Origin of the sequence: Nocardia sp. NPDC057455 (assembly GCF_042802775.1) — a bacterium.
In the GTDB taxonomy this organism is placed as follows: domain Bacteria; phylum Actinomycetota; class Actinomycetes; order Mycobacteriales; family Mycobacteriaceae; genus Nocardia.
In genome coordinates this window covers 107,505-133,668 of sequence record NZ_JBHVDM010000005.1, presented here as the reverse complement: position 1 = coordinate 133,668, position 26,164 = coordinate 107,505, and the positions used below count along the sequence as shown (strand labels likewise).

Annotated in this window: 23 protein-coding genes; 8 read left to right on the top strand and 15 right to left on the bottom strand. The window is 69.1% G+C overall.

Annotation, left to right across the window (positions count from 1 at the left end; genetic code table 11):
* Nucleotides 1-13: 13 nt before the first annotated feature.
* Nucleotides 14-1,312 (bottom strand): DUF3533 domain-containing protein, encoded by a 1,299-nt coding sequence (locus ACFU5M_RS03725; RefSeq protein WP_379043158.1) that lies wholly within the window; start codon nt 1,310-1,312, stop codon nt 14-16.
* A gap of 65 nt (nt 1,313-1,377) precedes the next feature.
* On the opposite strand from ACFU5M_RS03725, the gene ACFU5M_RS03720 reads away from it, so the two are divergent.
* Nucleotides 1,378-1,977, top strand: coding sequence for a TetR/AcrR family transcriptional regulator (locus ACFU5M_RS03720; RefSeq protein ID WP_379043155.1), 600 nt, complete (start codon nt 1,378-1,380; stop codon nt 1,975-1,977).
* Between the two features lie 29 nt (nt 1,978-2,006).
* Here the strand turns inward: ACFU5M_RS03720 and ACFU5M_RS03715 are convergent, their stop codons facing one another.
* The 6 genes from ACFU5M_RS03715 to ACFU5M_RS03690 all read right to left on the bottom strand — a co-directional run bounded on the left by ACFU5M_RS03715 (nt 2,007) and on the right by ACFU5M_RS03690 (nt 6,235).
* A complete protein-coding gene (locus ACFU5M_RS03715; protein ID WP_063917340.1) occupies nt 2,007-2,153 on the bottom strand; it encodes a hypothetical protein in 147 nt (48 codons plus the stop codon).
* A 60-nt stretch (nt 2,154-2,213) separates the two neighbouring features.
* Nucleotides 2,214-3,101, bottom strand: a complete 888-nt coding sequence (locus tag ACFU5M_RS03710; protein WP_379043151.1) for a VOC family protein — start codon at nt 3,099-3,101, stop codon at nt 2,214-2,216.
* Nucleotides 3,102-3,117: 16 nt separating this feature from the next.
* On the bottom strand, nt 3,118-4,218 hold the full coding sequence (locus tag ACFU5M_RS03705) for a 2Fe-2S iron-sulfur cluster-binding protein (protein ID WP_379043148.1): 1,101 nt from the start codon (nt 4,216-4,218) through the stop codon (nt 3,118-3,120).
* A 35-nt stretch (nt 4,219-4,253) separates the two neighbouring features.
* Nucleotides 4,254-4,481, bottom strand: a complete 228-nt coding sequence (locus ACFU5M_RS03700; RefSeq protein ID WP_379043145.1) for a hypothetical protein — start codon at nt 4,479-4,481, stop codon at nt 4,254-4,256.
* An 11-nt stretch (nt 4,482-4,492) separates the two neighbouring features.
* Complete coding sequence (locus ACFU5M_RS03695; protein ID WP_379043142.1) at nt 4,493-5,635, bottom strand: Rieske 2Fe-2S domain-containing protein; 1,143 nt, start codon at nt 5,633-5,635, stop codon at nt 4,493-4,495.
* 93 nt (nt 5,636-5,728) lie between these two features.
* Nucleotides 5,729-6,235: a flavin reductase family protein gene (locus ACFU5M_RS03690; protein ID WP_379043139.1), complete on the bottom strand. Its 507-nt coding sequence runs from the start codon at nt 6,233-6,235 to the stop codon at nt 5,729-5,731.
* Between the two features lie 224 nt (nt 6,236-6,459).
* On the opposite strand from ACFU5M_RS03690, the gene ACFU5M_RS03685 reads away from it, so the two are divergent.
* The 4 genes from ACFU5M_RS03685 to ACFU5M_RS03670 all read left to right on the top strand — a co-directional run bounded on the left by ACFU5M_RS03685 (nt 6,460) and on the right by ACFU5M_RS03670 (nt 11,595).
* Nucleotides 6,460-7,293, top strand: coding sequence for an IclR family transcriptional regulator (locus tag ACFU5M_RS03685; RefSeq protein WP_379043136.1), 834 nt, complete (start codon nt 6,460-6,462; stop codon nt 7,291-7,293).
* 37 nt (nt 7,294-7,330) lie between these two features.
* Nucleotides 7,331-7,906, top strand: coding sequence for a PadR family transcriptional regulator (locus ACFU5M_RS03680; protein ID WP_379043133.1), 576 nt, complete (start codon nt 7,331-7,333; stop codon nt 7,904-7,906).
* Nucleotides 7,907-7,967: 61 nt separating this feature from the next.
* Complete coding sequence (locus ACFU5M_RS03675) at nt 7,968-9,197, top strand: bifunctional 3,4-dihydroxy-2-butanone-4-phosphate synthase/GTP cyclohydrolase II (RefSeq protein ID WP_379043130.1); 1,230 nt, start codon at nt 7,968-7,970, stop codon at nt 9,195-9,197.
* A gap of 121 nt (nt 9,198-9,318) precedes the next feature.
* Nucleotides 9,319-11,595: an ATP-binding protein gene (locus ACFU5M_RS03670; RefSeq protein ID WP_379043127.1), complete on the top strand. Its 2,277-nt coding sequence runs from the start codon at nt 9,319-9,321 to the stop codon at nt 11,593-11,595.
* Nucleotides 11,596-11,617: 22 nt separating this feature from the next.
* Here ACFU5M_RS03670 and ACFU5M_RS03665 read toward each other — a convergent pair whose 3' ends face one another.
* From ACFU5M_RS03665 to ACFU5M_RS03655, 3 genes are all read right to left on the bottom strand, one after another.
* Nucleotides 11,618-12,472 (bottom strand): alpha/beta fold hydrolase, encoded by an 855-nt coding sequence (locus tag ACFU5M_RS03665; protein WP_379043124.1) that lies wholly within the window; start codon nt 12,470-12,472, stop codon nt 11,618-11,620.
* On the bottom strand, nt 12,472-13,635 hold the full coding sequence (gene hsaA, locus ACFU5M_RS03660) for a 3-hydroxy-9,10-secoandrosta-1,3,5(10)-triene-9,17-dione monooxygenase oxygenase subunit (RefSeq protein WP_379043121.1): 1,164 nt from the start codon (nt 13,633-13,635) through the stop codon (nt 12,472-12,474). Before hsaA ends, ACFU5M_RS03665 begins: the two co-directional genes overlap by 1 nt.
* Nucleotides 13,636-13,730: 95 nt before the next feature.
* On the bottom strand, nt 13,731-15,212 hold the full coding sequence (locus tag ACFU5M_RS03655) for an FAD-dependent oxidoreductase (RefSeq protein ID WP_379043118.1): 1,482 nt from the start codon (nt 15,210-15,212) through the stop codon (nt 13,731-13,733).
* A gap of 163 nt (nt 15,213-15,375) precedes the next feature.
* On the opposite strand from ACFU5M_RS03655, the gene ACFU5M_RS03650 reads away from it, so the two are divergent.
* On the top strand, nt 15,376-17,778 hold the full coding sequence (locus ACFU5M_RS03650) for a PEP-utilizing enzyme (protein ID WP_379043115.1): 2,403 nt from the start codon (nt 15,376-15,378) through the stop codon (nt 17,776-17,778).
* Between the two features lie 78 nt (nt 17,779-17,856).
* Nucleotides 17,857-18,762: a tyrosine-protein phosphatase gene (locus tag ACFU5M_RS03645; RefSeq protein ID WP_379043112.1), complete on the top strand. Its 906-nt coding sequence runs from the start codon at nt 17,857-17,859 to the stop codon at nt 18,760-18,762.
* Nucleotides 18,763-19,134: 372 nt separating this feature from the next.
* Here ACFU5M_RS03645 and ACFU5M_RS03640 read toward each other — a convergent pair whose 3' ends face one another.
* Both ACFU5M_RS03640 and ACFU5M_RS03635 read right to left on the bottom strand, forming a co-directional pair.
* The gene (locus tag ACFU5M_RS03640) at nt 19,135-19,920 is read right to left on the bottom strand and encodes a tyrosine-protein phosphatase (protein WP_379043109.1); all 786 of its coding nucleotides are present in this window, start codon (nt 19,918-19,920) and stop codon (nt 19,135-19,137) included.
* Nucleotides 19,910-22,072, bottom strand: a complete 2,163-nt coding sequence (locus ACFU5M_RS03635) for a pyruvate, phosphate dikinase (protein WP_379043106.1) — start codon at nt 22,070-22,072, stop codon at nt 19,910-19,912. The genes ACFU5M_RS03640 and ACFU5M_RS03635 overlap by 11 nt, the downstream gene beginning before the upstream one ends.
* Nucleotides 22,073-22,508: 436 nt before the next feature.
* On the opposite strand from ACFU5M_RS03635, the gene ACFU5M_RS03630 reads away from it, so the two are divergent.
* Nucleotides 22,509-22,856: an AMP-binding protein gene (locus ACFU5M_RS03630; protein ID WP_379043103.1), complete on the top strand. Its 348-nt coding sequence runs from the start codon at nt 22,509-22,511 to the stop codon at nt 22,854-22,856.
* Here the strand turns inward: ACFU5M_RS03630 and ACFU5M_RS03625 are convergent.
* Genes ACFU5M_RS03625 through kstD form a run of 3 tightly spaced genes read right to left on the bottom strand, consistent with a single transcriptional unit; the run spans nt 22,825 to nt 26,158 of the window.
* Nucleotides 22,825-23,643: an SDR family NAD(P)-dependent oxidoreductase gene (locus tag ACFU5M_RS03625; RefSeq protein ID WP_379043100.1), complete on the bottom strand. Its 819-nt coding sequence runs from the start codon at nt 23,641-23,643 to the stop codon at nt 22,825-22,827. The two genes, ACFU5M_RS03630 and ACFU5M_RS03625, sit on opposite strands and share 32 nt — an antisense overlap.
* Before the next feature lie 59 nt (nt 23,644-23,702).
* The gene (locus ACFU5M_RS03620) at nt 23,703-24,434 is read right to left on the bottom strand and encodes a glucose 1-dehydrogenase (protein WP_379043097.1); all 732 of its coding nucleotides are present in this window, start codon (nt 24,432-24,434) and stop codon (nt 23,703-23,705) included.
* Entirely contained in the window at nt 24,434-26,158 is a 1,725-nt protein-coding gene (gene kstD / locus ACFU5M_RS03615) for a 3-oxosteroid 1-dehydrogenase (protein ID WP_379043094.1), read from the bottom strand. Before kstD ends, ACFU5M_RS03620 begins: the two co-directional genes overlap by 1 nt.
* Nucleotides 26,159-26,164: the final 6 nt, after the last annotated feature.

Below are 26,164 nucleotides of genomic sequence, written 5' to 3'. Positions count from 1 at the left end.
TCACCCGCTCCGTTCACGGGGCGACGGCGGGCACACCCACCGCCGGGGCACTGCCGACGGGCGCTGACGCCCGGTGCAGTCCACGGCGGTCGTAGGCGTACGTGGCCGTGATGCCGAGGAGCAGTCCGATTCCGAGGCCGAGCAGTGTCATCCACAACCCGTGGCCGAAACCGGCTCCGGTGTGGGCGTCGAAGAACAGGATGGCGCGCACGGCCAGGTAGATCTGGTGCATCGGCTCGAAGGCGGCCAGCTTCGCGATATAGGGGGGCGTCGCTTCCAAGGGAACCGTGGCGGCCGACGACGGCAGGCCGAGAACGACGAACAAGATCAGGTTGACCAGCAGTCCGGCGGTGCCGAAGGTGGCCAGGACGGCCAGCGCGGTCACGCCGACGGCGACGATGGCGAGCGCGCCGTAGAGCCACAACAGCAGCGGGCTGCCCAGCGGAACACGCAAGGCGGCGGCCACCGCGAGGAAGATCCCGGACAGGATCGGCGCCGCGGTGACGACGACGGCCCATTTCACGAGCAGGGTGCGGAAGCGGGAGATCCCGGTGGCCGGCGGGTGGACGAACCACGGACCGTACTCGGTGGGGGTGAAACCGAGGACCGAGTCGACGAGCGTGTGGATGATCATGGCGCCGGTGAAGCCGGCCAGCAGCAGGATCAAGGTGTAGAAGAAGGCGACGAGGCCTTGGCCTGCACCATCGTCCATGGGGCGATACGGCGCGGTGACGATCTGCACCGGGTCGGAGAGCATCAGCCGGGCCGCGCCGCTGAGCTCGACCGGCGCTCCCGGTCCAGCGGCGAGGGCGGTGTTCACCTGGCCGGTCAGGTTCTTGCCGACGGTCTCGTCCACCTGGCTCAGCGCACGATCGGCGACGCGCTGCATGATGCCGGTGGTGTACGGACCGATGCGCGGGTTGGTGTGGACCGTGATCACCGGCCGCTCGATCTCCCCGGGGACCACGGCGGCCGCACCCAGAATGGCCAGCCGCTTGGTGAAGTCGGACGGGATGACGATGGCGCCGTACACCTCGCCGTCCTGCAACAGTTTGCGTGCCTCGGCGATGCCGACGACGCGCAGATCGATCTTCTCCGCCGGGATCCCGGCGACCAGTGCGGCGGTGACCTGGGCGCCGATGTCGGCGTGTTTGCCGTCGAGCGTGTCACCCATGTCCTGATTCACCAGAGCGATCGGGAAATCGTGCAAGTTCTTCTCGGTATTGCCGGAGTAGCCGAGGTACATGGTGGCGAGCAGCGCCGCGAAGATCGTCAGCACTGCGATCGGGGCGGTGAAGGTCCGAACCGTCATGCGAGCAAATGTAGTCACCGCCTACAAAGTAGGCAATGCCTACATTTTGTTATCCTGCATACACCATGCCCATCACTCGAAGCCGGTCCTACCACCACGGCGACCTGCGCGCCGAACTGCTGCAGCGGGCCGAGGCGACACTGCGCGAGTCCGGCGTGGACGGCTTGTCACTGCGCAGGCTGGCCCGGGAGGTGGGAGTCAGTCACGCCGCTCCGACCCGGCATTTCAAGGACAAGCAGGCATTGCTGGATGCCATCGCGGTGTCGGGATTCCAGCGTCTGGCCGCCGCCTTGGAGCAGACCGCGGCCGGAAGTGCGATTGATGTGCGCTTCCGCGCCCTGGCCCGGACCTATCTCCGGTTCGCCACCGAGAATCCGGCGCTCGTCGCGCTCATGTTCGCGCGCAGACACAGCCCCGCCGCCGGTGATGCGATGTCCCGTGCCGTGGACGCTGCGTTCGCGACACCGGTCGCGCTCATCGCCGAAGCGCAGCAGCGGGGTGAGGTGATCGCGGGCGACCCGCGGCGCATCGCGTTGTCCGTGGTCGCCGCGCTACAGGGTCTGGCGACCTTCGTCGGCTCGGGCGTGATCGCCGCGGAGACCGCCGACGAACTGCTGGACGAGACCACCACGCACATGATCGAGGGTCTGCGCCCGAGACCGTGATGCTCCGGGGCACGCCCCGGAGCTCTCGGTCAGTACGCGATGAACAGGATTTCGTCGCGCGAGTAGTCGTGTCCGGGGTGCTTCTCCGCCAAGTGGGCCTGTGTCTTCGCGACGAGATCGTCCTCGTCGGTTCCGACGATCGATTCTCCGCAGGGGCAGTTCAGATTTCGCTTCATCAGCGTCCTTCCTCCTCGAATCGACAGTCTAGGACCTCACGGCGGCAGCGGCCCGCCCGGTCAGCCACGCGACCATTGGTGGCCCCAGTAACTGTCGGCGGTGATCTCCTCGGCGCTGTAGGTGGCTTCGTCGACCAGCATGCCCTCGGTGCCGTACTCGAGATCCCAGCCGCCGGGAGTGCGGACGTAGAAGGAGATCATCTTGTCATTGGTGTGGCGGCCGAGGGTCGATGACAACGGATAGCCGGCCCGCATGACCCGGTCCAGCGCCCGGCCGACGGAGTCGAGTTCGTCGACCTCGACCATGATGTGCACCAGGCCCGGCCCCTCGGGACGGGTGCCGGGGATCAGGGCGAGGCTGTGGTGGCGCTGGTTGACGCCGAGGAATCGCACGCGAATCGGCCCCACCCCCGGTGGGGTGGGCACCCGGAACGAGCCGCGCGGCAGGAATCCGAGCACCTCACAGTAGAAGCTGTTCGCCTCATCGAGGTCGGGCACCGGCAGCACCACATGGCCGAGCCCCGATCCCCCGGTGACGAAACGGTCGCCGTGCGCGGTGCGGACCGGGCTGTGGTCGAGCACCGGGCCGTGGAAGACCTCGACGGTGAACCCGGCGGGATCGGTGAAGCTGAACGCTTCTTCCACCCGCAGAGCGTCGACCTCGTCCTGGGCGAGTGGCGCGACGGCCACGCCCGCCTGCTCCAGCGTGTGCCGCACCCGGGCGAGCGCGCGATAGTCGCGCACCTCCCAGCCGACGGCGAGCACCCGGTCCTGCTCGGCGGGAACGAGTTCGAAGCGGTAGGCGTGCTCGTCCATCCGCAGGTACAGACTGTCCGTATTCGGACCGGTGGCCCGGGCGAAACCCAGCGCGTCGAAAGCGAACGCGCGCCAGGCCGCCACATCGGCGACGGCGATTCGGACGTAGCCGAGCGAGGCGATATCAGCCATTGATTCGTCGTACTCCTCAGGAATAGGTGACTCGCACCGTGTCGGTGACCGGGACCGCCTGGCAGGCCAGCACGTATCCCTCGGCCAGATCGGCCTCGTCGAGAACTTCGTTGTGCCGCATCTGCACCTGCCCCGAAACGATCCGGCAGGTGCAGGCGCTGCAGGCGCCCTCGCGGCAGGAGTAGGGCGCTTCCAGCCCGTTGGCGAGCAGGACGTCGAGCAGCACTTGCTGCCGCGGCCACGGGAGCTCGCGCGTCTCGCCGTCGAGATCGACTTCGACAGCGGCGCGGTCGCCGGAGTCGAATACCTCCGGTATGCCGCTTTCGAACGGATTGCCGTCGAGCGACACGAACTTCTCGACGTGCACGCGCTCGCGGCCTGCCCCCAGCCCGATCAGCGTTGCGGAGACGGCGTCCATGAACGGACCGGGGCCACAGATGAACGCCTCGCGGTCCGACCACGGTCCGGCCAGCGCCGCGAGCTGCGCGCGGCTCGGTAGCCCTTGCACGCTCTCCAGCCAGTGCACCACGACCAGGCGGCCGGGATGCCGGGCCGAGAGGTCGGCGAGCTCGGCGGCGAAGATCACCGAGTGCTCGTCGCGGTTGGCGTAGATCAGCGTGCAGTGCCCGGACCCCGCCGCCAGCACCGATTTCAGGATCGACAGCACAGGGGTGATGCCACTGCCCGCCGCGAACAACAGCAGGTCGTCGTCCAGCGATGCGGGGGTGAACACGCCCGCGGGCGGCAGGGCGTCGAGGACCGTGCCCGCTACGGCGTTGTCGCACAGCCAATTCGATCCGTAGCCGTCGGGCGTTCGCTTGACCGTGACTTTCAGCGGCCCCTCCTCGTGCGGCGCGCTCGACAAGGAGTAGCACCGGCTCACCGAGCCGGTCAGCTCGCTCGGTATCCGCAGCGTCAGGAACTGCCCAGGGCGGTATGCGATCGAATCCGGGTGCTGCGCGGCGACATCCAGTTCGAGCGATACCGCATCGCCCGTTTCCCGGATCACCCGCGCCACGCGCAGGGGCAGGATCGATCCGGGGCGGCGCTCGGTGCCACCGGGGATACCGGTCCGCGTCGGCCGCACCGCGGCCGCTCCAGCCTGATCCACTGTCATGTCTCCGCTCCGGTCGTCCACAGCGTGCGCCGCGCTCACGGCACGTCTCCGTCCCGGGTGCCGACTTCGATCCCACCGCCCGCGACCGCGGCATCGATGCTGTCGCGCAGCGCGACGCAGGTCCGCGCTCGCGCGCTGTCCGCCCCGGCGAACTCGGCGCAGGCCGCCACCGCGCCCGCGGTCCACTGCACACTGGTGTGCTGTGGGCTGAATTTCTCGACCAGCACGCACGTCGCGCAGGTGCGGCAGGTAACCCGTTCCATCACGGTCCCGCTCAGGCTCCGGCGCCGGTGGGTTGCCCGGCGAGATTCTCGGCGACCTCCCGCTCCCACGCCGTGACCGCGCGGGTGGTGTCGACCTCGAACTCGAAGCGGTCGGTCATCTTCGGGTCGATCTCGGCCACGTCGGTGTAGAACTGCTCGTACCAACGGCGCAGCTGGTAGACGGGTCCGTCCTCCTCGCACAGCAGCGGATTGTCGATGCGGGTCTTGCGCTGCCAGATGGCGGCATCCTGTTCGAAGCCGCGCCCCAGACCACCGGCGAACTTCGCCGCGATCTCCGCGGCCTGCTCCGGCGGCACGCCGAACGGCTTCTTCACGATCGCGCCGTATTGCAGCACGAATTTCGTGGGTGACACCGGGTAGTGGCAGTTGATGAGGATGCCCTCGACGGTCAGGCCCGCGCTCTCGCTGCGCAGGTGATCGATCATGTAGGAAGGGCCGTAGTAGGAGGCGTCGGAGTGCAGAACGTTCTTGCCGCCCAATGCCTTCGCGGTCTCCCCCATCATGTCCTCGCGTGACACCGAGGTCATGTACTGACTGGCGATGTGCCCTTCGAAGACGTTCTTGAAGTAGGTGGGGAACCCGAAGTGCACGTAGAAGAAGTGCGCCATGTCCACCACGTTGTCGATGACCTCGCGGCAGTTCGCGCCGTCGATCGTCATGGTGTTCCAAGTCCAGTCGGTCCACTCGTCGCTGAACGCGCCCTCGATACGCGGGATGGCCTCCTGGTCCGGCGGCGGATTGCCCTCTGGGTCGTGCCAGACGAACAGCTGTTTGTTCTGCTCCAGCGTCGGCCAGGAGCGGGTCCGCGCGCGGGGTGGCACCCGGCGGCCGTAGGGGATGCCGGTGCAACGGCCGTTGCCGCCCCAGCGCCAGTCGTGGAACGGGCAGGCGATCGAGTCCCCTTTGATCTCCCCGTCACCCAGGTTTCCGCCCATGTGCCTGCAGTAGGCGTCCAGAACGGCGAGTTCGCCGCCCGCACCGGCGAAGACAACCAGTTCGGTGCCGAAGATCTCCACGGTGTGCGGCTTCCCGTCCCGGAAGTCCTGCGCGAGCCCGAGACAGTGCCAGCCGCGCGCGTACCGGGCGGGCGGAGCGCCCGCGTCGATCACTCGAACCTCGGTGTCGGTAGTCATCGGTTCCTCCACAATTCGCGCACGTTTGTCACCTCGATATTTCGGTTCGGCATGCCGGAGCGGAAATGCGCAGTCCCACTGGCCGGGAGACGCTCAGGCCGGATCCAGCCGCCCGAAGGCGGAGCGGTAGAACAGCAGCGGCGGCGCCTCGCGATGCACCGACAGCGCGGTGACGCGCGCGATGACGATGGTGTGGTCGCCGCCGTCGACCTCCTGCTCGAGTTCGCAATCGAGCCAGGCCATGGTCCCGGTCAGCCGCGGCGAGCCGTTCGGTGACGGCACCCAGTCGACGCCCGCGAACTTGTCCGTCCCGCTGCGCGCGAGCTGCCGGCAGATCGCCTGCTGGTCGTGGGCCAGGATGTTGACGCAGAACCGGCCCACCGCACGGAGGCGCGGCCACGACGTGGACGTGCGCGCGGGGCAGAAGCAGACCGCGGGCGGCTCCAGCGACAGCGCCGAGAACGACTGGCAGGTGAATCCGACCGGCCCGTCCGCCGACCGCGCGGTGATCACCGTGACGCCGGTGCAGAAGCGCCCCAGTACGGCTTTGAAGTCGCGCACGTCCAGTGACGATCCGTCCATCTCGAGCACCGGTTCCATCGGGCCTCCTATTTCGATCAGGCATATACCTGATAGCTATGACAACAGCCGTCGCCGGAGGGAGGTCAAGATCCGGGTCCGGTCACCGAGACCGAGATCCGTGGAAGCTACGTAGTTCTCCCGATTCATCCCGGTCGCGAACCCGTCAGTGTGATGGGAGCCACAAACGATCGGGCACGTCACGCCTGGTCGACGTACCCCGATTGCGACCGACGGAGGTTCCGATGACCGTCACCCTGCTGCCCGACGCCGAGCCGCGCACCAGCCGGGCCCCCCACCGCTCCCGACCCGAGCGGGTCGCCGCCGACGTGCCGGTGTCGATGATCGAGCGGATGACCCTCATCCTGGACGCGTTCGACGCCACTACGCCGACGCTGACGCTGCTCGGCTTGGTGGAGCGCACCGGCCTGCCACGCTCGACAGTCCATCGGATTCTCGATCAAATGATCCGGCTGCGCTGGCTGGCACATACTTCCGGCGGGTACCGGCTCGGCATGCGCACGCTGGAGCTGGGCGGGCTCACCGCCGATCACAACGAGATCCGCGACGCCGTCAGCCCGCTGCTGCACGAACTGTGTCAGCGTACCGGCATGGTCGGCCATCTGGCGGTGCTCGACGGACGTGAGGTCGTCTACCTCGACAAGGCGGGTGGCCGACTGGCCGCGCTGCTGCCGACCCGCCTCGGCGGCCGCATGCCGGCACATTGCACCGCGCTCGGCAAGGCGATGCTGGCGGCGCTGGAACCGAGCATCGCCGAGGCGGCGTTCCATTCCCTGCTGCCGCGCCTGACCGCGCACACCATCACCGAGCCCGACGCGCTGCATCGCGCCTTGGCCCAGATCCGGCTGCGTCAGGGCGTTGCGGTGGACCGGGAGGAGTCGATGGACGGAATCGCTTGCGTCGCAGCGCCGTTGCGCGGCCGTGGGACGGCGCCCGCGGCCCTGTCGTTGTCCGGGCGGGCCGAGGCGATGAGTTTCGACAAGCTGGCGCGGGTGCTGCTCGAGATCTCCCACGAGGCAGGCCGGGCGCTGTTCCCCCGCCGGGCGCGCTGGCGATAGTCCGAATCCGAATATGCCTGGGCGGTACAGTCCGACCATGACCGATGGCGGCACACCCGCGGTGCCCGACCTACCGACCACCGCGTGGGCCGTGCTCGGAATGCTTTCGCACGCCGACGAACTCTCCGGCTACGACCTGAAGAAGTGGGCCGACTGGAGTCTGCAGTTCTTCTACTGGAGCCCGTCGTTCAGCCAGATCTACGCCGAACTCAAACGCCTGGAGAAGCACGGCTACGCCCGCTCTCGCACGGTGGCGCACGAGGACGGCGTGCGCGGCAAACGCATGTACTCCATCACGCCGGAAGGCCGTGCCGCCGCCGCGAACTGGGTCAATCACGCGCCGGTCGAGGCGCCGGTGCTCAAGCACAGCGTGATGCTGCGAGCTTGGCTCGGCAACCTCGCCGAGCCCGACCGGATGCGCGAAGTTCTCACCGAGCACATCACGTATGCCGAGAAGATGCGTAAACGCGCCGAGGTCGACGCCAAGGGCGCCGAGGCGAACCCGGACTGGGCCTATCCGGAACTGGTGCTGCGCTGGTGCGTGCGGCACTACGAGTCGGAGCGCGACCTCGCCCGGGAACTGCTGGCGGATATCGATCGCCTCGCTGAGTGAGACGCCGCCTGGTTATTCCTGCCCCGTCATATTTCGATCAGTCATATGGAGGTGGCGGACGATGACCGGTGAACTGGACTCGGTGCCTGCCGCGGTAGCGGCGATCGCGAGCGGCGGTATGGCGCTCGTCGTGGACGACGAGGACCGCGAGAACGAAGGCGATCTGGTGCTGGCCGCGGAGCGGGCGACCGCGGAGAATATCGGGTTCCTGGTGCGGCACACCAGCGGCGTGCTGTGCGTGCCCATGACGGGCAGCGATCTGGACCGGCTGGAGCTGCCGCCGATGACGGCGATCAACCAGGATCCGAAGGGCACCGCGTATACGGTCTCGGTGGACGCGGCGGCGGGGATCGACACCGGTATCTCGGCCGCCGACCGCGCCCACACCATGCGCCTGCTCGCCGATCCGGCCGCCACACCCCGTGATCTCACGCGCCCCGGGCACGTGTTCCCATTGCGAGCGCACCCGCGCGGCGTCCTCGGTCGGCGAGGGCATACCGAGGCCGCCGTCGATCTGGTGCGGATGGCGGGCCTGCGCCCCGCCGGCGTCATCGCCGAGGTGGTGCGCGACGACGGGTCGATGGCCCGGCTCCCCGAGCTGCTGACCATGGCCCGGGTACACGGCATCCCCATCATCTCCATCGCCGATCTGGTCGACTACCGCCGCAGACTGGAGCCGGGCGTGCTGCGCGTCGTCGAGACCCGGCTGCCGACCCGTTTCGGCGAGTTCCGGCTGATCGGCTATCGGGACACGGCCGATCACGTCGAACATCTCGCGCTGGTGCTCGGTGCGCCGGGCGAGCGCGACGTGGTGACCCGGGTGCACTCGGAATGCCTCACCGGCGACGCCTTCGGCTCACTGCGCTGCGACTGCGGCGAGCAACTCGACGCCGCCATGCAGGCCGTGGCCGCCGAAGGCCGTGGGGTCGTGGTGTACCTGCGCGGGCAAGAGGGGCGCGGAATCGGACTGCTGAACAAACTGCGCGCATACCAGCTCCAAGATGACGGCGCCGACACGGTCGACGCGAACCTGCGGCTCGGGCTGCCCGTCGATGCCCGCCACTACGGCGCCGCGGCGCAGATCCTCGCCGACCTGGGCGTTCGGTCGGTCCGGTTGCTCAGCAACAATCCGGCCAAACAGGCGGGTCTGACCGCACACGGCATCGTGGTCGAACAGCGAATCCCGCTGCAGGCCGGTACGACCGAGCACAACGTGCGCTATCTGCGCGCCAAGCGTGACCGTATGCGTCACCAGTTGACCGAGGTCGACGCCGCTTCCGCGGTCCGATGAGCCGCAGCGGTTCGGTTCGCCGGCAGGTTCCGTGCCAGCGGGCCACGTGGGCACGCCTATCGGCGTCGAATTCGTCCAGAATGCTCTTGCCCGCCACGCGCGGTACCTAGGGTTGACCCCTATGGCGCGGCGTCCCATCGGCAACCTCCCTGCCGAGGTCACCAGCTTCGTCGGGCGCCGGGAGGAACTCGCCGCCGCGAAGCGGCTGCTGCCCACCACACGGGTACTCACGCTGCTCGGCCCGGGCGGGGTCGGCAAGACCCGGCTGTCCCGCCAGGTCGGCGCGGCGGTCGCGCGCGCGTTCCCGGACGGGGTGTGGCTGGTGGAGCTGGCCGACGTGCACGACCCCGACCTGGTGACGGTGACCGTCGCGGAGGCGCTGGCACTGCGCGACGACACGGCGGCGCCCCTGCGACGGCTGACCGGGTTCCTCGCGAACAAACGGTTGCTGTTGATTCTGGACAACTGCGAGCACCTGATCGACGCGTGCGCGCGGCTGGTCGGTGAGATCGTGGCCACCACCCCCGATGTGCGAGTACTGGCGACCAGCCGAGAGGTGCTCGGCGTGCAGGGCGAACAGGTCATGCCGGTGGCCCCTTTGCCGCTCCCGGACCAGCGGACCGCGGACAGCGACGCGATGCGGCTGCTCGCCGAGCGGGCGGGCGCCGCCAACCCGGGCTTCGCGGCCACCCCTGCGAACCGGGGTGCGCTGGCCGCGATCTGCCGGAGGTTGGACGGCATTCCACTCGCGCTGGAACTGGCCGCGTTGCGGTTTCGCATGTTCACTCCCGAGCAGATTCTCGCCCGGCTCGACGACACCATGGGCCTGCTCAGCGCGGGACCTCGACTCGCGCCGGAACGGCAGCAGACCATCGAGGGCGCGATCCGCTGGAGCTACGACCTGTGCACCCCGGCCGAACAGCGGGTGTGGGAGCAGCTGTCGGTGTTCTCGGGCGGCTTCGACATCGATGCCGCTGAAGCCGTCTGCCTGCCCGCCCACGGGGCTCGGACCCTCTTCGACGCGTTCACCGGCCTGGTCGACAAATCGGTGCTCAGCCTGCGCTACGACGGCGATGTCGGCCGGTACTCGATGCTGGAGCCGATCCGGCAGTTCGCCCACGACCGGCTGGCCGAGCGGGGTGACGAGCGCGCGGTGCGAGCGCGCCACCGCGACCACTACCGGGGCCTGGCGTTGCGCGGCCGGACGGCGTATTGGAGTTCCGACGATGTCGCCTGGTTCCGCGAGCTGAACCGCGAGCACGCGAATCTGCGCGCGGCGCTGCAGTTCGGCCTCATCGACAAGCCGGAATCGGCGCTCGAGATGGCCGCGGTGCTGCGGCCGTTCTGGGAGCACAACCGTTTCCTCACCGAGGGTTACCGCTGGCTGACCGATGCGCTGGCGAAATCGAGCGAACCGACCGAGCTTCGCGCACGCGGGCTGTCCGCGGCTGCTTCACTCGCGGCATTGCTGTCCGATCGCGGCTCCGCGCGCCAGTTGGTTGACGAATGCGTCACTCTGGCACGCAAGGTCGATGCCCCCGATATTCTCGCCGAGGCGATGCTCGATTCGGCGCTGCTGGCCTTCAACGACGGCGACACCGCAGGCGCGCTCGAGCTTGCGGAGACCGCGACGCACCTGGCTGCCGGGTGCGGCCACCACGCGATGGAGATGGACAGCCTCGCCTTCGCGTTCGTGTGCGCGCTGGTGCTCGCCGACGAGCGCTCGACCGTTTTCGCCGAGCGACTGCTGGAGATCGCCACCGAGCGGGGACCGTCTCTGCTCGGCGGGCTGGCGCAGTGGTCGATGGGCCTGGACCATTGGCGGCGCGGCGACCAAGATGCCGCGACCGACTATCTCGCCCGGTCCATCGAGATGTTCAGCCTGTTCGATCGGTGCGTCTGGCTGGCATCCGGATTCGAGGGTCTGGCGTGGACAGCGGTAGCCCGAGCCGACTTCGAGCGAGCCGCGCGTCTGCTCGGCGCCGCGGAGATCCTCGCGCGCGATACGGTGCGCCTCGCACACGCCATCACCGGCGTATTGGGTAACAAGATGCGCGGTCGCGTACGGGAGGCATTGGGCGAGCGGATGTTCCGAGAGGTCTTCGACAGCGGCGCGGCACTGTCGCTGGGCGAGGCGATCGACTATGCGCTGGGTCGTACGGCCGCCGCGGCGCGACCACCGCGGCCCGTTTCCGAGTCCCAGGCGGCGGAGGTGCTCACCCGCCGGGAGAAGGACGTCGCCCGGCTGGTGGCGGCCGGGCACAGCAACAAACGCATCGCCGCGGACCTGGTGATCTCGGTGCGCACCGCCGAGACCCACGTCGAGCACATTCTCACCAAGCTCGGCTTCACCTCGCGAACCCAGGTCGCGGGGTGGGTCCGCGATCACGGGTTGTGATCGACGTGGGCGTCGGCGGCGGTCAGAGGCCGGCGGTGAGGAAATCGACGACGGCGCGTTCGAACGCCGACTTCCGCTCGATCTGCACCCAGTGACCGCAGCGGGCGAAAAGGCGCAGATCGGCATTCGGGATCTGGCGAGCCGGCAGCAACGACGCCTCGACAGGTGTCACCCGATCGTCGCGCCCCCACAGGATGAGTGTCTCCGGGCGCAGGCCACGCAGCCGGGCCCACAACGGGACGGGTTCGGCGAGAGCGGTATCGGCGAACGTCGCGTAGGCGTCGCGCAGCGCGGCGAGGGCGGCCGGGTCCGATGCGGCGGCCAGTCGCGCGTCGATCAGCTCGTCGGTCAGCGTCCCCGGATTCGACACCATGGTGCGCAGCCAGGGCAGGAGGCGATCTCGGGTGGGGTCGGCGCTGAACTCCAGCAATCGCGTGATGCCTTCGGACGGTTCCGGCCCCAGGACGTTCACCCCGACGCCGCCGGGAGCCATCAGCACCAGCCGATCGACCCGGTCGGGATGTTCCAGCGCCAGCAACGTCGCGACCGCGCCGCCCATCGAATTGCCGAGCAGATGGATTCGATCCAGACCGAGTTCGTCGAGCAGCCCGAGCACCGCTTCGGCGGAGATGCGCAGGTAGTTGCGCTGGTACACCGCCGGGCGGCCACTGGCGCCGAAGCCGGGCTGGTCCACGATCAGACAGCGGAAACGCTCGGCCAGCACCGGCAGGTTCGCGCCGAAGTTCGCCCAGCCCGAGACGCCGGGCCCGGAACCGTGCAGCAGCACCAGCGGCGCGCCCGACCCCGCCTCGTGATAGCGCAGTTCGAGCTCGCCCGCCGTGCTCCGGCGCGCGGTGTTCTCGGCGGTGAGCGTCATCAGATCATCCGATCCGTGACCGGCAACCCGAACGCGTTCCGCCCGTAGAGGACCAGCGCGCGCTCGACATCGTTGATGACGTGCACGCTTCCGGCGTGCGCGTCGCGCCAATGCCGTTCGATCGGATCGGGTTTGCGGATCGCGTGGCCGCCGGAGTTGTCGAACAGCAGATCGATGGCCTCGATGGCGCGTTCGGTGCCGCGCACCTGGTCGCGGCGACTGCGCACGCGCAGTTCGAAGGGGATCGCCTCCCCCGCCTCGGCATAGCGCAGCTGCTCGCTGATGTTGCGCTCCATCTGCAGGACGGCCGCGTCGATCTCCGAGGCTGCCCGAGCGACCCGGACGTGCGCGAACGGATCCTCGGCCGCCTTCTGCCCGCCATAGGAGATCCGCACCCGCTCGCGCATCCGCTCGAGGTGCGCTTCGTAGGCGCCCTGGGCGGCGCCGATGATGGGTGCGGTGATGGTGTTGGAGAACACCGCGCCGAACGAGATCCGGTAGAGCGGGGCGGTATTGACCGCTTGGCCGGGCCCGCGCAGCTCCGCTTGCTCACTCGCGCTGTAGGTCCGGTAGGAGGGCACGAAGGCGTTCTCGATGACGATGTCGTTGCTGCCGGTGCCGGACAGCCCGGACACGTGCCATACGTCCTCGATGCGGTAGTCGGCGCGCGGCACCAGAACGGTCAGGTACTCCGCTCCTCCGTCGTCGTTCGGTACGACCGCGCCGAGGAAAACCCAGCGGGCGTGATCGCAGCCGGAGGAGAAGCTCCAGCGACCGCTGATCCGGAAGCCGCCCTCGGTGGGCACGAGCTTGCCGGTCGGCGCGTACGACGAGGAGACCAGCGTGTCCGGATCGGCGCTCCACACGTCCTCCTGCGCCCGCGGGGGGAACAGCGCGAGCTGCCACGGATGCGCGCCCAGCACCGACGACACCCACGCCGTGGACGGGCAGGCGGTGGCGATGGCGCGGATCACCTCGTAGAACGCGACCGGCGAGGACTCGTCGCCGCCGAAGCGGGACGGCTGCAACATGCGGAACACTCCGGCCTCGGTCAGCTCCCGAATGCTCTGCTCGGGCACTCTGCGCTGCAGGTCGGTATCGGCGGCTCGCTCTCGGATGGCGGGAAGCAGATCCCGTACCCGATCGAGCACCTTGTTGGTCATATGCGGTAGTCCTCCTCGTAGTGCCGTCTTTCGACGCTAGGCCGGTGCGTCGGCGTCGGCCCCGATCCATCCCGATGACCGGAACCACCGCCGGATCAGCTGGTGCGAGCGGCGGCGGCACCGGCGCGGCGGCCGAAGAAGGTGCCGTCGCCGAGCGAGGTGCCACTGATGTAGCCCTCGCCGTGCAGGTTGCTCGCGGCGCGGCCCGCGGCGAACAGGCCCGGGATGGGGGCGCCGTCGATGTCGAGCACGGCACCGTCGAGCGAGGTGTGCAGACCGCCGAGGGTGAAGACGGAAGCGCCGGTCCCGCGGCGATCACCGGACTCCGACGGTGGCCGCACCCCCGCCCGCACGTCGATCGCGGCGAGCGGTGGTGTGAGCGGCCGCACCCAGCGCGGCGCTTTCCCGAATTCGGGATCCACGCCGCTCGCGGCGAAGTGGTTGTATCGGCGGACGGTGTCGGCGAGCGCGGCCGGCGGTATGCCCATCAGGCCGGCGAGTTCCTCGGCGGTCTCTGCCACATGGGTCGGCCGCACGCCCCATCGCTGGGGTTCCGGTACGTCGTCGAAGGCCTGTTCGTCGAGCACGATCCAGCTCCGCATGCCCTGCCGGAACAGTGCCGCCTGGCCGATCCGGCCGGGATAGGTGTCCTCGTTGACGAACCGCTGCCCGTATCCGTTCACCACCATGCCGCGCACGGCCAGACCGGGCACGAGTGAGATGCCGACCTGACCCGTGGCCATGTGCCGCACGGCCGCGCCGAGCGCCTGTGCCATCCGGATCCCGCTTCCGTCGTCGGTGCCCGCGCTGACCTTGGTGTGTCCCAGCAGTTTCGGCGCGTGCGCGGCCAGCATGGCGTCGTTGTCGACGAATCCGCCGGTGGTCAGCACGACGCCGCGACGGGCCCGGATGGCCAGCTCCGTGCCGTACCGCCGAGCCACCACGCCGAGGACCGTGCCGTCGTCCGCGACTATCAGGCAGACCGCCCGGGTATCGAAAAGCGCGGTGGCACCGGCGGATCGAGCGGCCCCGGCAAGTCGGTCCATGAGCAGCTTGCCGCCGAAGTCGGTGGCGGTCGGGCGATGGCCACGGGGCGCGGGTGCGGCGAGTTCGGCGAACGGCAGGCTGTTCTCCCCCAGCCACATGAGCCCGTCGTCCGTCGGCGGTACCCAGGCCGGAGCATCCCACAACGTGGGCTTGAACGGCACTCCGCGGTCGGCGAGCCAGTGGAAATGCGCGACGCTGTCCTCGCTGTAGCGAGTGATCTTGTGCAGGTCGGCGCCCGGGCCGAGCGCGGCGGACAGGAACGCCGCCATCGCCGCAGGGTCGTCGTCGAAACCGCAGGCCCGTTGGATCGGTGTGCCGCCGCCGAGATAGATCTCACCACCGGAGAGGGCGGACGCGCCGCCTGGACCACTCCTGCGATCCAGCACCAGTACCCGCGCGCCGCCCGCCGCCGCCTCGAACGCCGCCGCCGCTCCGGCACATCCGTATCCGATCACCAGTACATCGGTCTCGATGTCGTAGGCGCGCACGTCGGCGGCCGCGCGGGGCGCGACCGTATTCCGATCACTCATGGAGTCGACCTTCCCGCTCCGCGATCGGTCGCCGGTCGCCCGTCTTGGTGAGCGACCCTCCGGTCCCGGTGATCGGGACTGTGGGCCTTCGCGGGGGCTCCGGGTGGCGATGGTGTGTGAACGGCGTCACGTCTGCGTGGGCGCCAGCGAGGAGGAAGAATTCATGCGGGTCCTGGTCACCGGAGTTTCCGATCCGACCGGTCGCGCGGTGGCGCGCATGCTGCTGGCCGCGGGCCACGACGTGGTCGGGCTGGACCGCGAGCTGCACCGGTATGTCGACCCTCGGGTCGAGGTGATCACCGGTGACCCGGAAAGTCCGGCGATCTGCGCACAGGCCGTCGCCGATTGTGCGGCTGTGGTGTATCTGGGCGGTTCGCTCGCCGCGATCGCGCGGGCGGCCCGAGCGGCTGCAGCGCGCATCGTGATCCCGGTAGTCGCGGGGTCGAACGCGGCCACCGAGGATGTCGCCTGCTCCAGTGGGGCCGAGGTTCTGATCGTGCGCACGGCGCCGGTCACGGGTAGGCGTGTCGAGGGTGAAAGCGGGCGAATGCTGTTGCGGCTGCTGGGCTCCCACCGAACGGGTGGATTCCAGGTGCTGCACACCGACGATTTCGAGCGGTTCCTGGTACTTGCCGCGGGATCCGGGCGTACCGGCGTTGTGGAACTGGCCGCTCCCGGCGTGGTTTCCGGCGCGGACGCGCGCCGCATCCGTACGGCGGCGGGAACACGGTTGTCGCGGCGGATGTCCCGCACCCGGCCCGCACCGCAGGTGGACACCACGGCGGCGCGCGAGGAATGGGGATTCCGCTGCGGGTGGAGCGCATCGGAAGTGGCGGCGGATATCGTTCGCGGATTGGGCGGCCGCGAATTCGACGGCGGCGAGTTCGTCGCCCGCACCGGCGCGATCCCGCTGCCGAGCTATCTGATACCCACCCGCGCGGCCACTTCGGACGGCCACGATCTGGTGTCGGTGGCGCCGGAAGGTTTCGAAGGTGAATTCGACGATCGCGTCGACCCGGCCTATCCGGTGCACACCGCGACGAATACGTCCGAGGCGCTGCCCGGCCCGCTCACGCCGCTGACCGTGGATCTGCAGGCGGGCGCGATCCGGCTGGCCAACGCCGCGATGGGCCGGATGATCGCGCTGGAGGGCATCGCGCTGGAGCACTGGACCAGCCGGGTCACCACGGTGCTCGGGCATCACATCTACATCAACGCTTCCATCGGGGTGCTCGCCGCGGAGAACATGCCGGGCTGGGACGAGCAGAGCATCCGTCGTGACGTCTACGGCAACATCCCGGCCGAGATCTCACTGACCCCGCACGGCAAGCCGCCCACCCCGACCGGTTTCGCCAGTACCCGCGCGACCTGGCGCGCGGCGGGCCGGGTGCTGCGCACGGCGCTGCGTTATCGGGAGACCACCGACGGCATCAACGCCGCCGCGCATCAGGAATCGTTGAGCGCCGCGGCGATACGCGAGCTCACCGATGAGCAACTGCACGCTCGGGCCCTGCTGTGGCGGGACCGGCTGAACCACTCCTGGGCGGCGGCGTCCATCGGCGTGATGATGACCGGCGCGGCCACGGCCATCCACTCCCGCGGTAAGGAATCGGCGGTGGTGCCGATCGATCTGGAGCGGTTGGAGTCGGCCAGGACGATGCTCGCCGTGGAACGGCTCGCCGCGTTGTGCCGGACCGACACCGCGTTGCACGACGCGGCGCGCTCGGGCGATATCACCGCGGCACGGGCGATCTCCCCGGCGTTCTCCACCGCGCTGGACGAGGAGCTGCACCGGATCGGGCATCGCGGACCGGGCGAGTGCGAGCTGATCAATCCGACGTTCGGTGACCGGCCCGAGTTGCTGGTGGCCGCTGCCGCCCGCGCGGCCGCGATGCCCGCGCCCGAGCGGGAACCGGTCGACCCGTCCCCGGGCCGTACCGCGCGGATGGCGGCGGGAGCGACGATGGCGCGGGAACGCGTCCGCGACGCGGTCGTCCGGTACACCCACTGCCTGCGCCTCGCCGTGCGCGAGCGGGCGCGACGGCTGATCCGGGAAGGGCGGCTACAGCGGGCCGAGGACGCCTGCTTCCTCACCCTCGACGAGATACTCTGGGCGCCCGCGGATCTGCTCGAGCGCGTAGCGCGACGGCGGGCGGAGCTGTCCCGATTGCAAGGCATCCGGATGCCGGATGTGATCGCGGGCGATTGGCAGCCGCTGTCCGACGTGAGCGCTTTGGCGCCCGGCGAACGCCTGACCGGCATCGGGGTGTGCCCCGGCGTCGTGGAGGGCACGGTGAAACGCGTGCTGTCCCTCGACGACGACATCGAGCCGGGCGACATCCTGGTCGCGTCGGTCACCGATACCGGGCACACCGCGATGTTCGCCTACGCCGCCGCTGTGGTCACCGACATCGGCGGTTCCGCGTCGCACGCCGCCATCGTCGCCCGGGAATTCGGCATTCCCTGCGTCGTCGACACCAAGACCGCCAGCGCAGGCCTGGCCGATGGACAGCGAGTGCGCGTCGACGGGTCGGCCGGCACGGTCACCCTGCTCGCCGGCTCCTGAGCTCGGGCCGGGGGCGCGCACCCCGGCCCTTGCCGGTTCGGCGCCGCCGGGCCGCGACCATATGGAAGGAATGATCCAGTGACGATTTCGCGGGCTGTTCGCGGGGCGATGACCGGTGTCGCCGCCGCATTGATCGCCGTGTTCCCGTCCACCACCACCGCACTTGCGGGCCCTGCACTGGTGCACACCGTGCACGACCGCTCCATGCAGCTATCGGCGGCGCCGAATGCGAGGGACATCGGCGACTATCCCACCCAGGGCAACGGCAAACTGCGGACGGGCGTCGTCTTCCGCACCGATGCCCTGGACAAGCTCACCGCCGCCGACCAGCAGAAGCTGGTGGCGTCGGGCATCAGCGCGGTGATCGATTTCCGCAGTCCGGCCGAGTCCGGGGCCAATCCCGACAAGCTTCCGGCCTCGATTCCCTCACGTGCGCGTCCGGTGTACGACCCGGGCAACGACTTCTACCTGATGGTGGGCAAGGCGGTACAGGGCGGTCCGGCCGTGCAGCAACAGATGTTCGGCGACGGCAAGGCCGCGGGCATCATGCGCGACTACTACCGCTGGCTGGTCAGCGACGCCACGGCGCGCGCCCAGTTCGGCGCCGCCATCCGGGATGTCGCGAACGCCACCGGGGCGGTGCTGTTCCACTGCACCGCGGGCAAAGACCGGACCGGCTGGATGACCGCGATCCTGATGACGGCACTCGGCGTCCCGAAGGGCCAGGTGTACAAGGACTACCTGGAGTCCGACGACAATCTGGCCGCGGGTAACAAGGCGCTGATGGACGGGTTGGTGGCCAAGGGGCTGGTCACCGACCCCGCACTGTTCGATCCGATCCTCGGTGTGCAGCGCGACTTCCTCGACGCCGCGTTCGACCAGGCCGGTGCGTCCTTCGGGTCGTTCGAGCGGTTCGTCTCCGAGGGCCTCGGCATCGACGGGCCGACGCTGGAGGCGCTGAAAACCAAACTGCTGCCACGGTAGTCGCGAGTAGTCGCGAGGTGAGAGCGGGCCGGGGGGTTCATCACCCACCGGCCCGCTCACTCGTCTCAGCCACCGGGAGTATGTGGCGTTCGCAGGGGTTGCCGGGATGAGCGGAAGTGGATCGGTACCGCGGTGAGCCTCGCATGATCGAGTCGACACCGTCTTCAGGACGCAGTTCGCTTCCCCAGATTCGCGGATTCCGCACCGATCACGTAATCGTGGTAGCCGAACCACTCACACTTCCATGGTGCCGTAGGTGAGGGTGTGGCCGGTACGTCAGCCGCGATCAGGCCGAACGTCCATGTGACGCTCGGCCCGAAGCCGTCGCGGTATCAATCGCACTTGCCAGGATTTTCGGTCATCCGTGGATCACTATTCCGGTGCGATCAGCACTTCCCGTAGTCGCGCCAGTTCCGTGGGGGTCGACCCGCTGGTCAGCAACCATTCGGCCGCGCCGCCGTGGTCGGCGGACAGGTTCGCGAGGAAACGCCGCATCACCTCGGCCTCGACCCCGAGGATGCCGGTGCTGACCGGGGGCAGTCCCGCGTAGGACGGCAGCGTGTCGAGCCGGTCGCGGACCCGGTGCATACGTTCACCGGTCAGCGCGTAATCGGCCGCGATCGCCTCCGGCGGCACACCGACCGCGTCCAGGAGCACCGCGGTGAGGATGCCGGTGCGGTCCTTGCCCGCAGCGCAGTGGAACAGCACCGAATGACGGCCCGCGTCGACGACGAGGCGCACGGCCGCGACGATGGAGTCGGCGCTGCCCGCCAGCAGTTTGTCGTACAGGTCCACCAGATCGACCCGGCTGGAGTCCGGGACCAGATCTCGTGCCGCCAGCGAGGATTGCGGCGACTTGCGCACCGGCAGGCAGACCCGCCGCAGGTCGGCGGTGGTCAGCAGTCCGTAGCCCTCGCGCTCCACTTCGTCGGGCAGCCGCAGATCGATCAGGGTGCGCAGGCCGATCGGCCCGAGCAGTTTCGCCATATCGGCTTCGGTGAGGTTCTGCGGCGTGCTGGAACGGTAGACCACCCCGAAACGGGTAGTCCCTCCGTCTTGCACAGGTAGCCCGCCCAGGTCGCGCACGTTATCGATCTGGGCGAACTCGACCCACCGGTCACCGGGCACGGTGGATTCGCCCGCGAGGTCAGTGGGCACGGCCGGCCGCCGCCTCGTCGGCGCGGCTCAGGCCGCACAGTCCGATCAAGTCCTCGTGCAACTCGAACCACACGGTGTGGTAGCTGTCCAGTACGGGTCGGGCGACCCAAGCGTGATCGCCTGCCGCGATCCGTTCGATCGCCTGCGCGAAACGGCCGCGATAGCGCGCGAGCCGGGGAGCTACCGCACCGATTCGCCGCAGCAACGGTTGCACCGCGCTATGCAGTTCGGTCAGCCGGGTCAACACCGCACCGTCGTACTCGGCATCGGCGTGATCGTTGACAAGGGCCGGATCCTTCATCTGCCAGGCGGTCACGATCTCTTTGAGAGTTCCGTTGAACGCACAGAATTCGGCGTAGACGGAGGCGATCGCGGCACGGTCGACGTCCCGTCGTTCGGTCGCCAGCAGGCCGTCGAGGTGCTGTCTGCCCTCGGGGGTGAGACGCACACCGATCGGTGTCGCCGCGCACCAACCCTCGGCCCCCAACTCCTCGCATCGGGCGGCGACGGCCTCGGCTGACGCGCCTGTGCCTGCGGCGAGCGCGTCGTGGGCGGCGCGGCCTTTGATCCCGATCAGCCGCAGCAGGTCGAGGTCGGGAACTTCCGTCAAGACGGCCGGGGGTGCCGCGTCCGACTTCGCCGAGGCGTCGGTCACCCGCGTGTCCAACCACGCCGCCAATCCGTCGGCGTCGGTGCCCGCCCAGTCGGCCAATCGGGCGACGTCCGCGAGAGTGCTCGCGTCAACAGATTTGCCTTCGACGCGGCCAGGCCATACCGTGCCCGCGCCGCCGTCCACGGTCACCACTTCGCCGGCCAGCGCAGCGACGACATCGGGACCGCAGCCGACCACGCACGGTCTGCCGATCTCACGGCTGACCAGCGCGGCGTGCGAGGTGACGCCGCCCAGTCCGGTGACGATCGCCCGCGCGGCGATCATGCCGTGCAGGTCATCGGGGCTGGTGGTCGGGCGTACCAGAATCACGTCCTCGCCTGCCTCCGCGCGGCGTTCCGCCTCATGCGGATCGATGACGACGACGCCCCACGCCAGTCCGGGACAGGCGGCTTCGCCGCGGGCCAGGGGCGTCCCCGTGTACTCGCTGGTCGCCGGCCGCAGTACGGCACGCACTTGGTCGGCGGTGATTCGGCGCAGCGCCTCCTCGATGCCGATCAGTCCCTCCTCGGCCATCGCCACCGCGGCGCGCACAGCCGCCCGCGCCGAGCGCTTCGCGGGGCGGGACTGCAACAGCCACAGGGCGCCGGATTCGACGGTGAATTCGATGTCCTGCATATCCCGGCCATCGCGTTCCAGCAGGTCCGCCGCCGCGACGAGTTGGCCGTGCACCTGCGGCAACAGGGTGGCCAGCTCGTCGAGCGGTCGCGGGGTGGTCCGGCCGGACACCACGTCCTCACCTTGACCGCCGACCAGCCATTCGCCGAAGATCGCGCGCTCGCCCGTGTTGGGGTCGCGGCTGAACAGCACACCGGTGCCGGACTTCTCGTCGAGATTGCCGAAGACCATGGCTTGCACCGTCACGGCGGTGCCCAGAATTCCGGACACGCCGCGATTACGCCGATACGTCCGCGCGCGAGGCGAATCCCAGGACCGGAACACCGCGCTGATGGCCGCCCGCAACTGCTCCCAGGGATCCTCGGGCACCGCACCGGCCGGATCCCCCAGCACGGTTTCGCGATACTGCGCCCGGAACCGCTCGCGGGTGTCGACCGCATAGTCGTGGTTGTCGGTCTCCGCCGCGAGCGCCCGCGCGACCGCCCCGTTCATGCCGAGGTTGAGCACCGTGTCCATCATTCCCGGCATGCTCACGGCGGCGCCCGAGCGGACCGACACCAGCAGCGGGCGGTCGCCGGATCCGAAGAACCGTCCGGTGCCGCGCTCCAGGGCGGTGATGCCCGCCTGGACCGCGCGCCAGATGTCCTCGCCGATCACCCCGCGCGCCGAGAAGTCGGCCCAGGCCTCGATGGTGATCACGAACGCGGGCGGCACGGCGAGACCGAGCGCGCGCATGCGATTGACGCTCCACGCTTTCCCGCCGATACTTTCCCGGGACAGCGAACAAGCGCCGTCGAGTTCGACGACCGGCGCGGCGCCCGCTGCCTCGTCGTTTCGCTCCACTAGCTCTGCTCCGGCGGTCATATCACTCCTTGGCAATCGCTGATCATTCCGCACCCCAGTGCGATTCGGACCTCGTGCACCCGGCCGGGCCCGAACCGCGGCGCGCACACGTGTGCCTCGTTTCGAGCCTGCCGCGCCACCCGTCACCGGCCGTACCCGTGGTCCCGCTGAGCAGGATCGAAACCCGTCGGAGCGCGGCGTCCACGGCGGGGTGCGGTCGCTGCACGAGAAGACGTTCCCGGTGAGCGGGATATATAGCGGTGATCGGACCGGATGGAGCCTCGGGTGCGGCACTATCGCGGCATGGATCGACGGCGCGCAGCGACCGGTGCACCCGCGACGGTTCCTGCGCTGCTGGCCGACCGGGCACGACGCCACGGCGCGCCGGTAGCGGTGGCGGCGCCGGAGCGCCCGCTCACGTACGCCGAACTCGCCACGGCTGCACGTCACGCAGGCGGTGATAGCGCGATCGGTGGCACCCGGGGATCGAGTGGCGATATGGGCACCCGAGACCGCGCGATGGGTGGTCGCCGCGCTCGGGGCGGGCGCGACGCTCGTACCGGTCAGCACTCGACTACGCGGTCCCGAAGCAGCCGACATCCTCGCTCGCAGCCGGTGCCGCATGCTGCTCACCGTAGGCGATTTCCTCGGCACCGACTACGTGGGGATGCTGCGGCAGACCCGACGCACGCTGCCGAAGTTACAAACCACCGTAGTGCTGGATCGGGCCCTGCGGCCGCAGCCGAACTTCGCGGACTCTCGCTGGAGATCGGTCAAGCGACCTCGTTCTTCATCTGAGCGGTGAGGATCTTCTGGTAGCCAGCGCCGAAAATTCTCGGCAGCCAATCGATCACGTGCGCGTCCGTGCCGATCAAGATCTTCGCTTTGTTCTTGCGGATGCCGTGCACGATGACCCGGGCGGCGTGTTCGGGGGTGGTCTTGGCCAGGCGGTCGAAGTTGGCGGCCAGGGCGTCGCGGTCGCGTTCGCCGCCCGCCCGCGCTTTCCAGGCGATCTCGGTCTTGATCATGCCGGGGTGCACGCTGCTGACGCCTACCGGGTGCCCGGCGATGTTCATCTCCTGTCGCAGCGCGTCGGTGAAGGCTCGGATGGCGAATTTCGTGGCGCTGTAGGCGCCTTGGCTGGGGCAGGCGGCCAGGCCGAACATGCTGGATACGTTCGCGATATGCCCATCACCGGAGGCGATGACGTGGGGCAGGAATGCTTTGGTGCCGTAGGCGACACCCCAGAAATTGATGCCGACGATCCATTCGAAGTCCGCCCAGCCGAGTTCTTCCACGTTCGCGGTCAACGAGACTCCTGCGTTGTTGACGACCAGGTTGATCCGGCCGAAGTCCTCGGCCACCTCGTCGGCGTGGCGATAGACCGCGTCCCGGTCGGTCACGTCCAGCTTGTAGGCGCGAGCCAGCGCGCCCTCCTTACCGCACAGCGCCGCGGTCTCGGCGACGTTCTCCATGTTGCGGCCCGACAGCGCCAGGTCGGCGCCGCGGCGGGCGAGTTCGATCGCCAATGCCCGGCCGATGCCCGCGCCCGCGCCGGTGATGACGGCGGTCCTGCCCTCGAAGTTCTTCACGGTTGATTTCCTTGTCTCGCTCGACGGAGCGTCCGCCGGGTTGCCCTGCCGGACGTCCGTCACAGGGACGTGTAGCCGCCGTCGGCCACGAATTCCGAGCCGGTGCTGAAGCTGGACTCATCGCTGATCAGGAACAGCACCAAATTCGCCAGTTCCTCCGGTCGCCCGGGCCTGCGGATCGGCTGGTTGCCCGACATGCCCTGGGAGCGCGCCGAATCGGCGGTCATCTCCGTGGCCACGACACCGGGGTGCACCGAGTTGACCCGGATGTCGTCGGCGGCGAACTCCTGCGCGGCGGTCTTGGTCATGCCACGCACGGCCCATTTGGACGCGGTGTAGCCGAGGATGTCGGAGAAGGCGATGATGCCGCCGATCGACGAGATATTCACGATGGAGCCGCCGCCGGCCCGGCGCATCGATCCCAGCACCGCCTTCATGCCGAGGAACACCCCGACCTGGTTGACATCGATCACCTTGCGGAAGTCGGCTTCCGACAGCTGTTCGATCGGATCGACGTGCACGATGCCCGCGTTGTTGACCAGACCCGAAACCGGCCCGAAAACCTTTTCGGTGTAGTCGATCACGTCGTTCCACGCCGACTCGTCGGTGACGTCCAGCGGCAGGAAGGTCGAGGCGTCGCCCAGCTCGGACGCCAGCGCCACGCCTTCGTCCACCAGGACATCGGTGATCACCACCGTGGCGCCCTCGGCGACCAGTCGCCGCGCGAAGGCCGCGCCCATCCCCCGGGCGCCGCCGGTCACGATGACGTTCTTACCGTCGATCCGTCCCATCACCGTGCTCCTTCGGTTCGTGCGTTCGCGCGGCGCGCCGGATTCTTCGCCGCCTCGTCCGGCGGATTGTCGGCGAGGTGACCGGCCGCGATGTAGCCGAACACCATGGCGGGACCGATGGTCGCCCCTGCGCCCGCGTAGTCGTTGCCCATCACCGAGGCGGAGTTGTTCCCCGCCGCGTACAGGCCCGGGATCGGCCGGTCGTCGGAGTCGAGAACGCGAGCGTGCTCGTCGGTGACCAGACCGCCTTTGGTGCCCAGATCGCCCGGCACCATCTCGACGGCGTAGAAGGGGCCCTGCTCGATCGGGGCCAGACACGGATTCGGCCGCACGGTCGGGTCGCCGTAGTAGCGGTCGTACGCGGATTCCCCACGCCGGAAGTCTTCGTCGCGACCTGCGCGGGCGAAGCGGTTGAAACGCTCTACCGTCGCGGTCAGCGCCGCAGGCGGCACACCGATCTTCGCCGCGAGTTCGGCCAAGGTCTCGGCCTGTTCGATGATCCCGGCATCCGAGTATTTCTGCGGGAGGGGACGCTTCGGGAAGTTCCCGAGGAACAGATACCGGTTTCGGAAGCGCTGGTCCATGATGAAGTACGCCGGAATATGCCCGACGCCCGTCGCCTCCCGCTCGTACATCGTGTGCACCACGTTCACGTACGGGGCCGATTCGTTGACGAACCGTTCGCCCGCGTGGTTCACCATGATGCCGCCGGGCTGGGAACGCTCGGCCAGGCAGAAGAACGGCGGCCCGTCGGGGTTGCGCACAGACGGGCCCCACCAGGCGTCATCCATGAGATCGACCGCGCCACCGGCCTTCTGGCCCGCGACGATGCCCTCGCCGACATTTTCGACGGCGCCCACCGTCCACTCGGTGGACTGGGGACCGCGCATGTACTGCTCGCGCATCTCCAGGTTGTGTTCGAAGCCGCCCGCCGCCAGCACCACGCCGCGGCGCGCCTTGATCACCACCGGCGTCCCGTCGTGTTCGGCGCGCACGCCGACCACGGCGTTCGCCTCGGTGATCAGTTCGGTCAGCGGCGTGTTCAGCCACACCGGCACCCCCGCGTCACGCAGCGACAGCCACAGCCGAGCCGCGAGCGCCTTGCCCAGGCTCAGCGGCAGCCGTCCGCGCAGCTTGTTCCCCACCGCCTGCATACCGACCTTGATCGCGGTGCGCTTGCCCGCCCAGGTGCGGGCGATCATGTTCAGGTCGTGGAAGTCGCTGACGGTGAACGCGATTCCCTTGGGCCCGGACATAGTGGGCTGATTGATCTTGTGCAGGTCGCCGCCGAGCAGTCGTCCGTCCAGCGGCGCGGGCTCGATGCTGCGGCCCTGAGCCAGACCGCCCGGAAATTCCGGGTGGTAGTCGGAGTAGCCGCGGTCGTAGACGAACTCCCAGAATCTGCTGCGAGTGCCGAGGTAGCGCATCATCTCCGGACCGCGGTCGAGGAACGCGCGCTGCCTGGATTCGGGAACCTGTTCGCCGACAACTGCTTGTAGGTAGGTACGAGCCAGCTCCGGACTGTCGGGCACGCCTTCGCGTTGCAGCACCGGGTTGTTGGGGATCCAGATACCACCGCCCGACCGTGCCGTGGAACCGCCGAAGGATCGGCTCTTCTCGATCACCGTCACCGACAGTCCGCGGTAGGCGGCCGTCAGAGCGGCGGTCATGCCCGCGGCGCCGGAACCGACGATCACCACATCGAATTCGAATTCCTGAGTCATCGCATC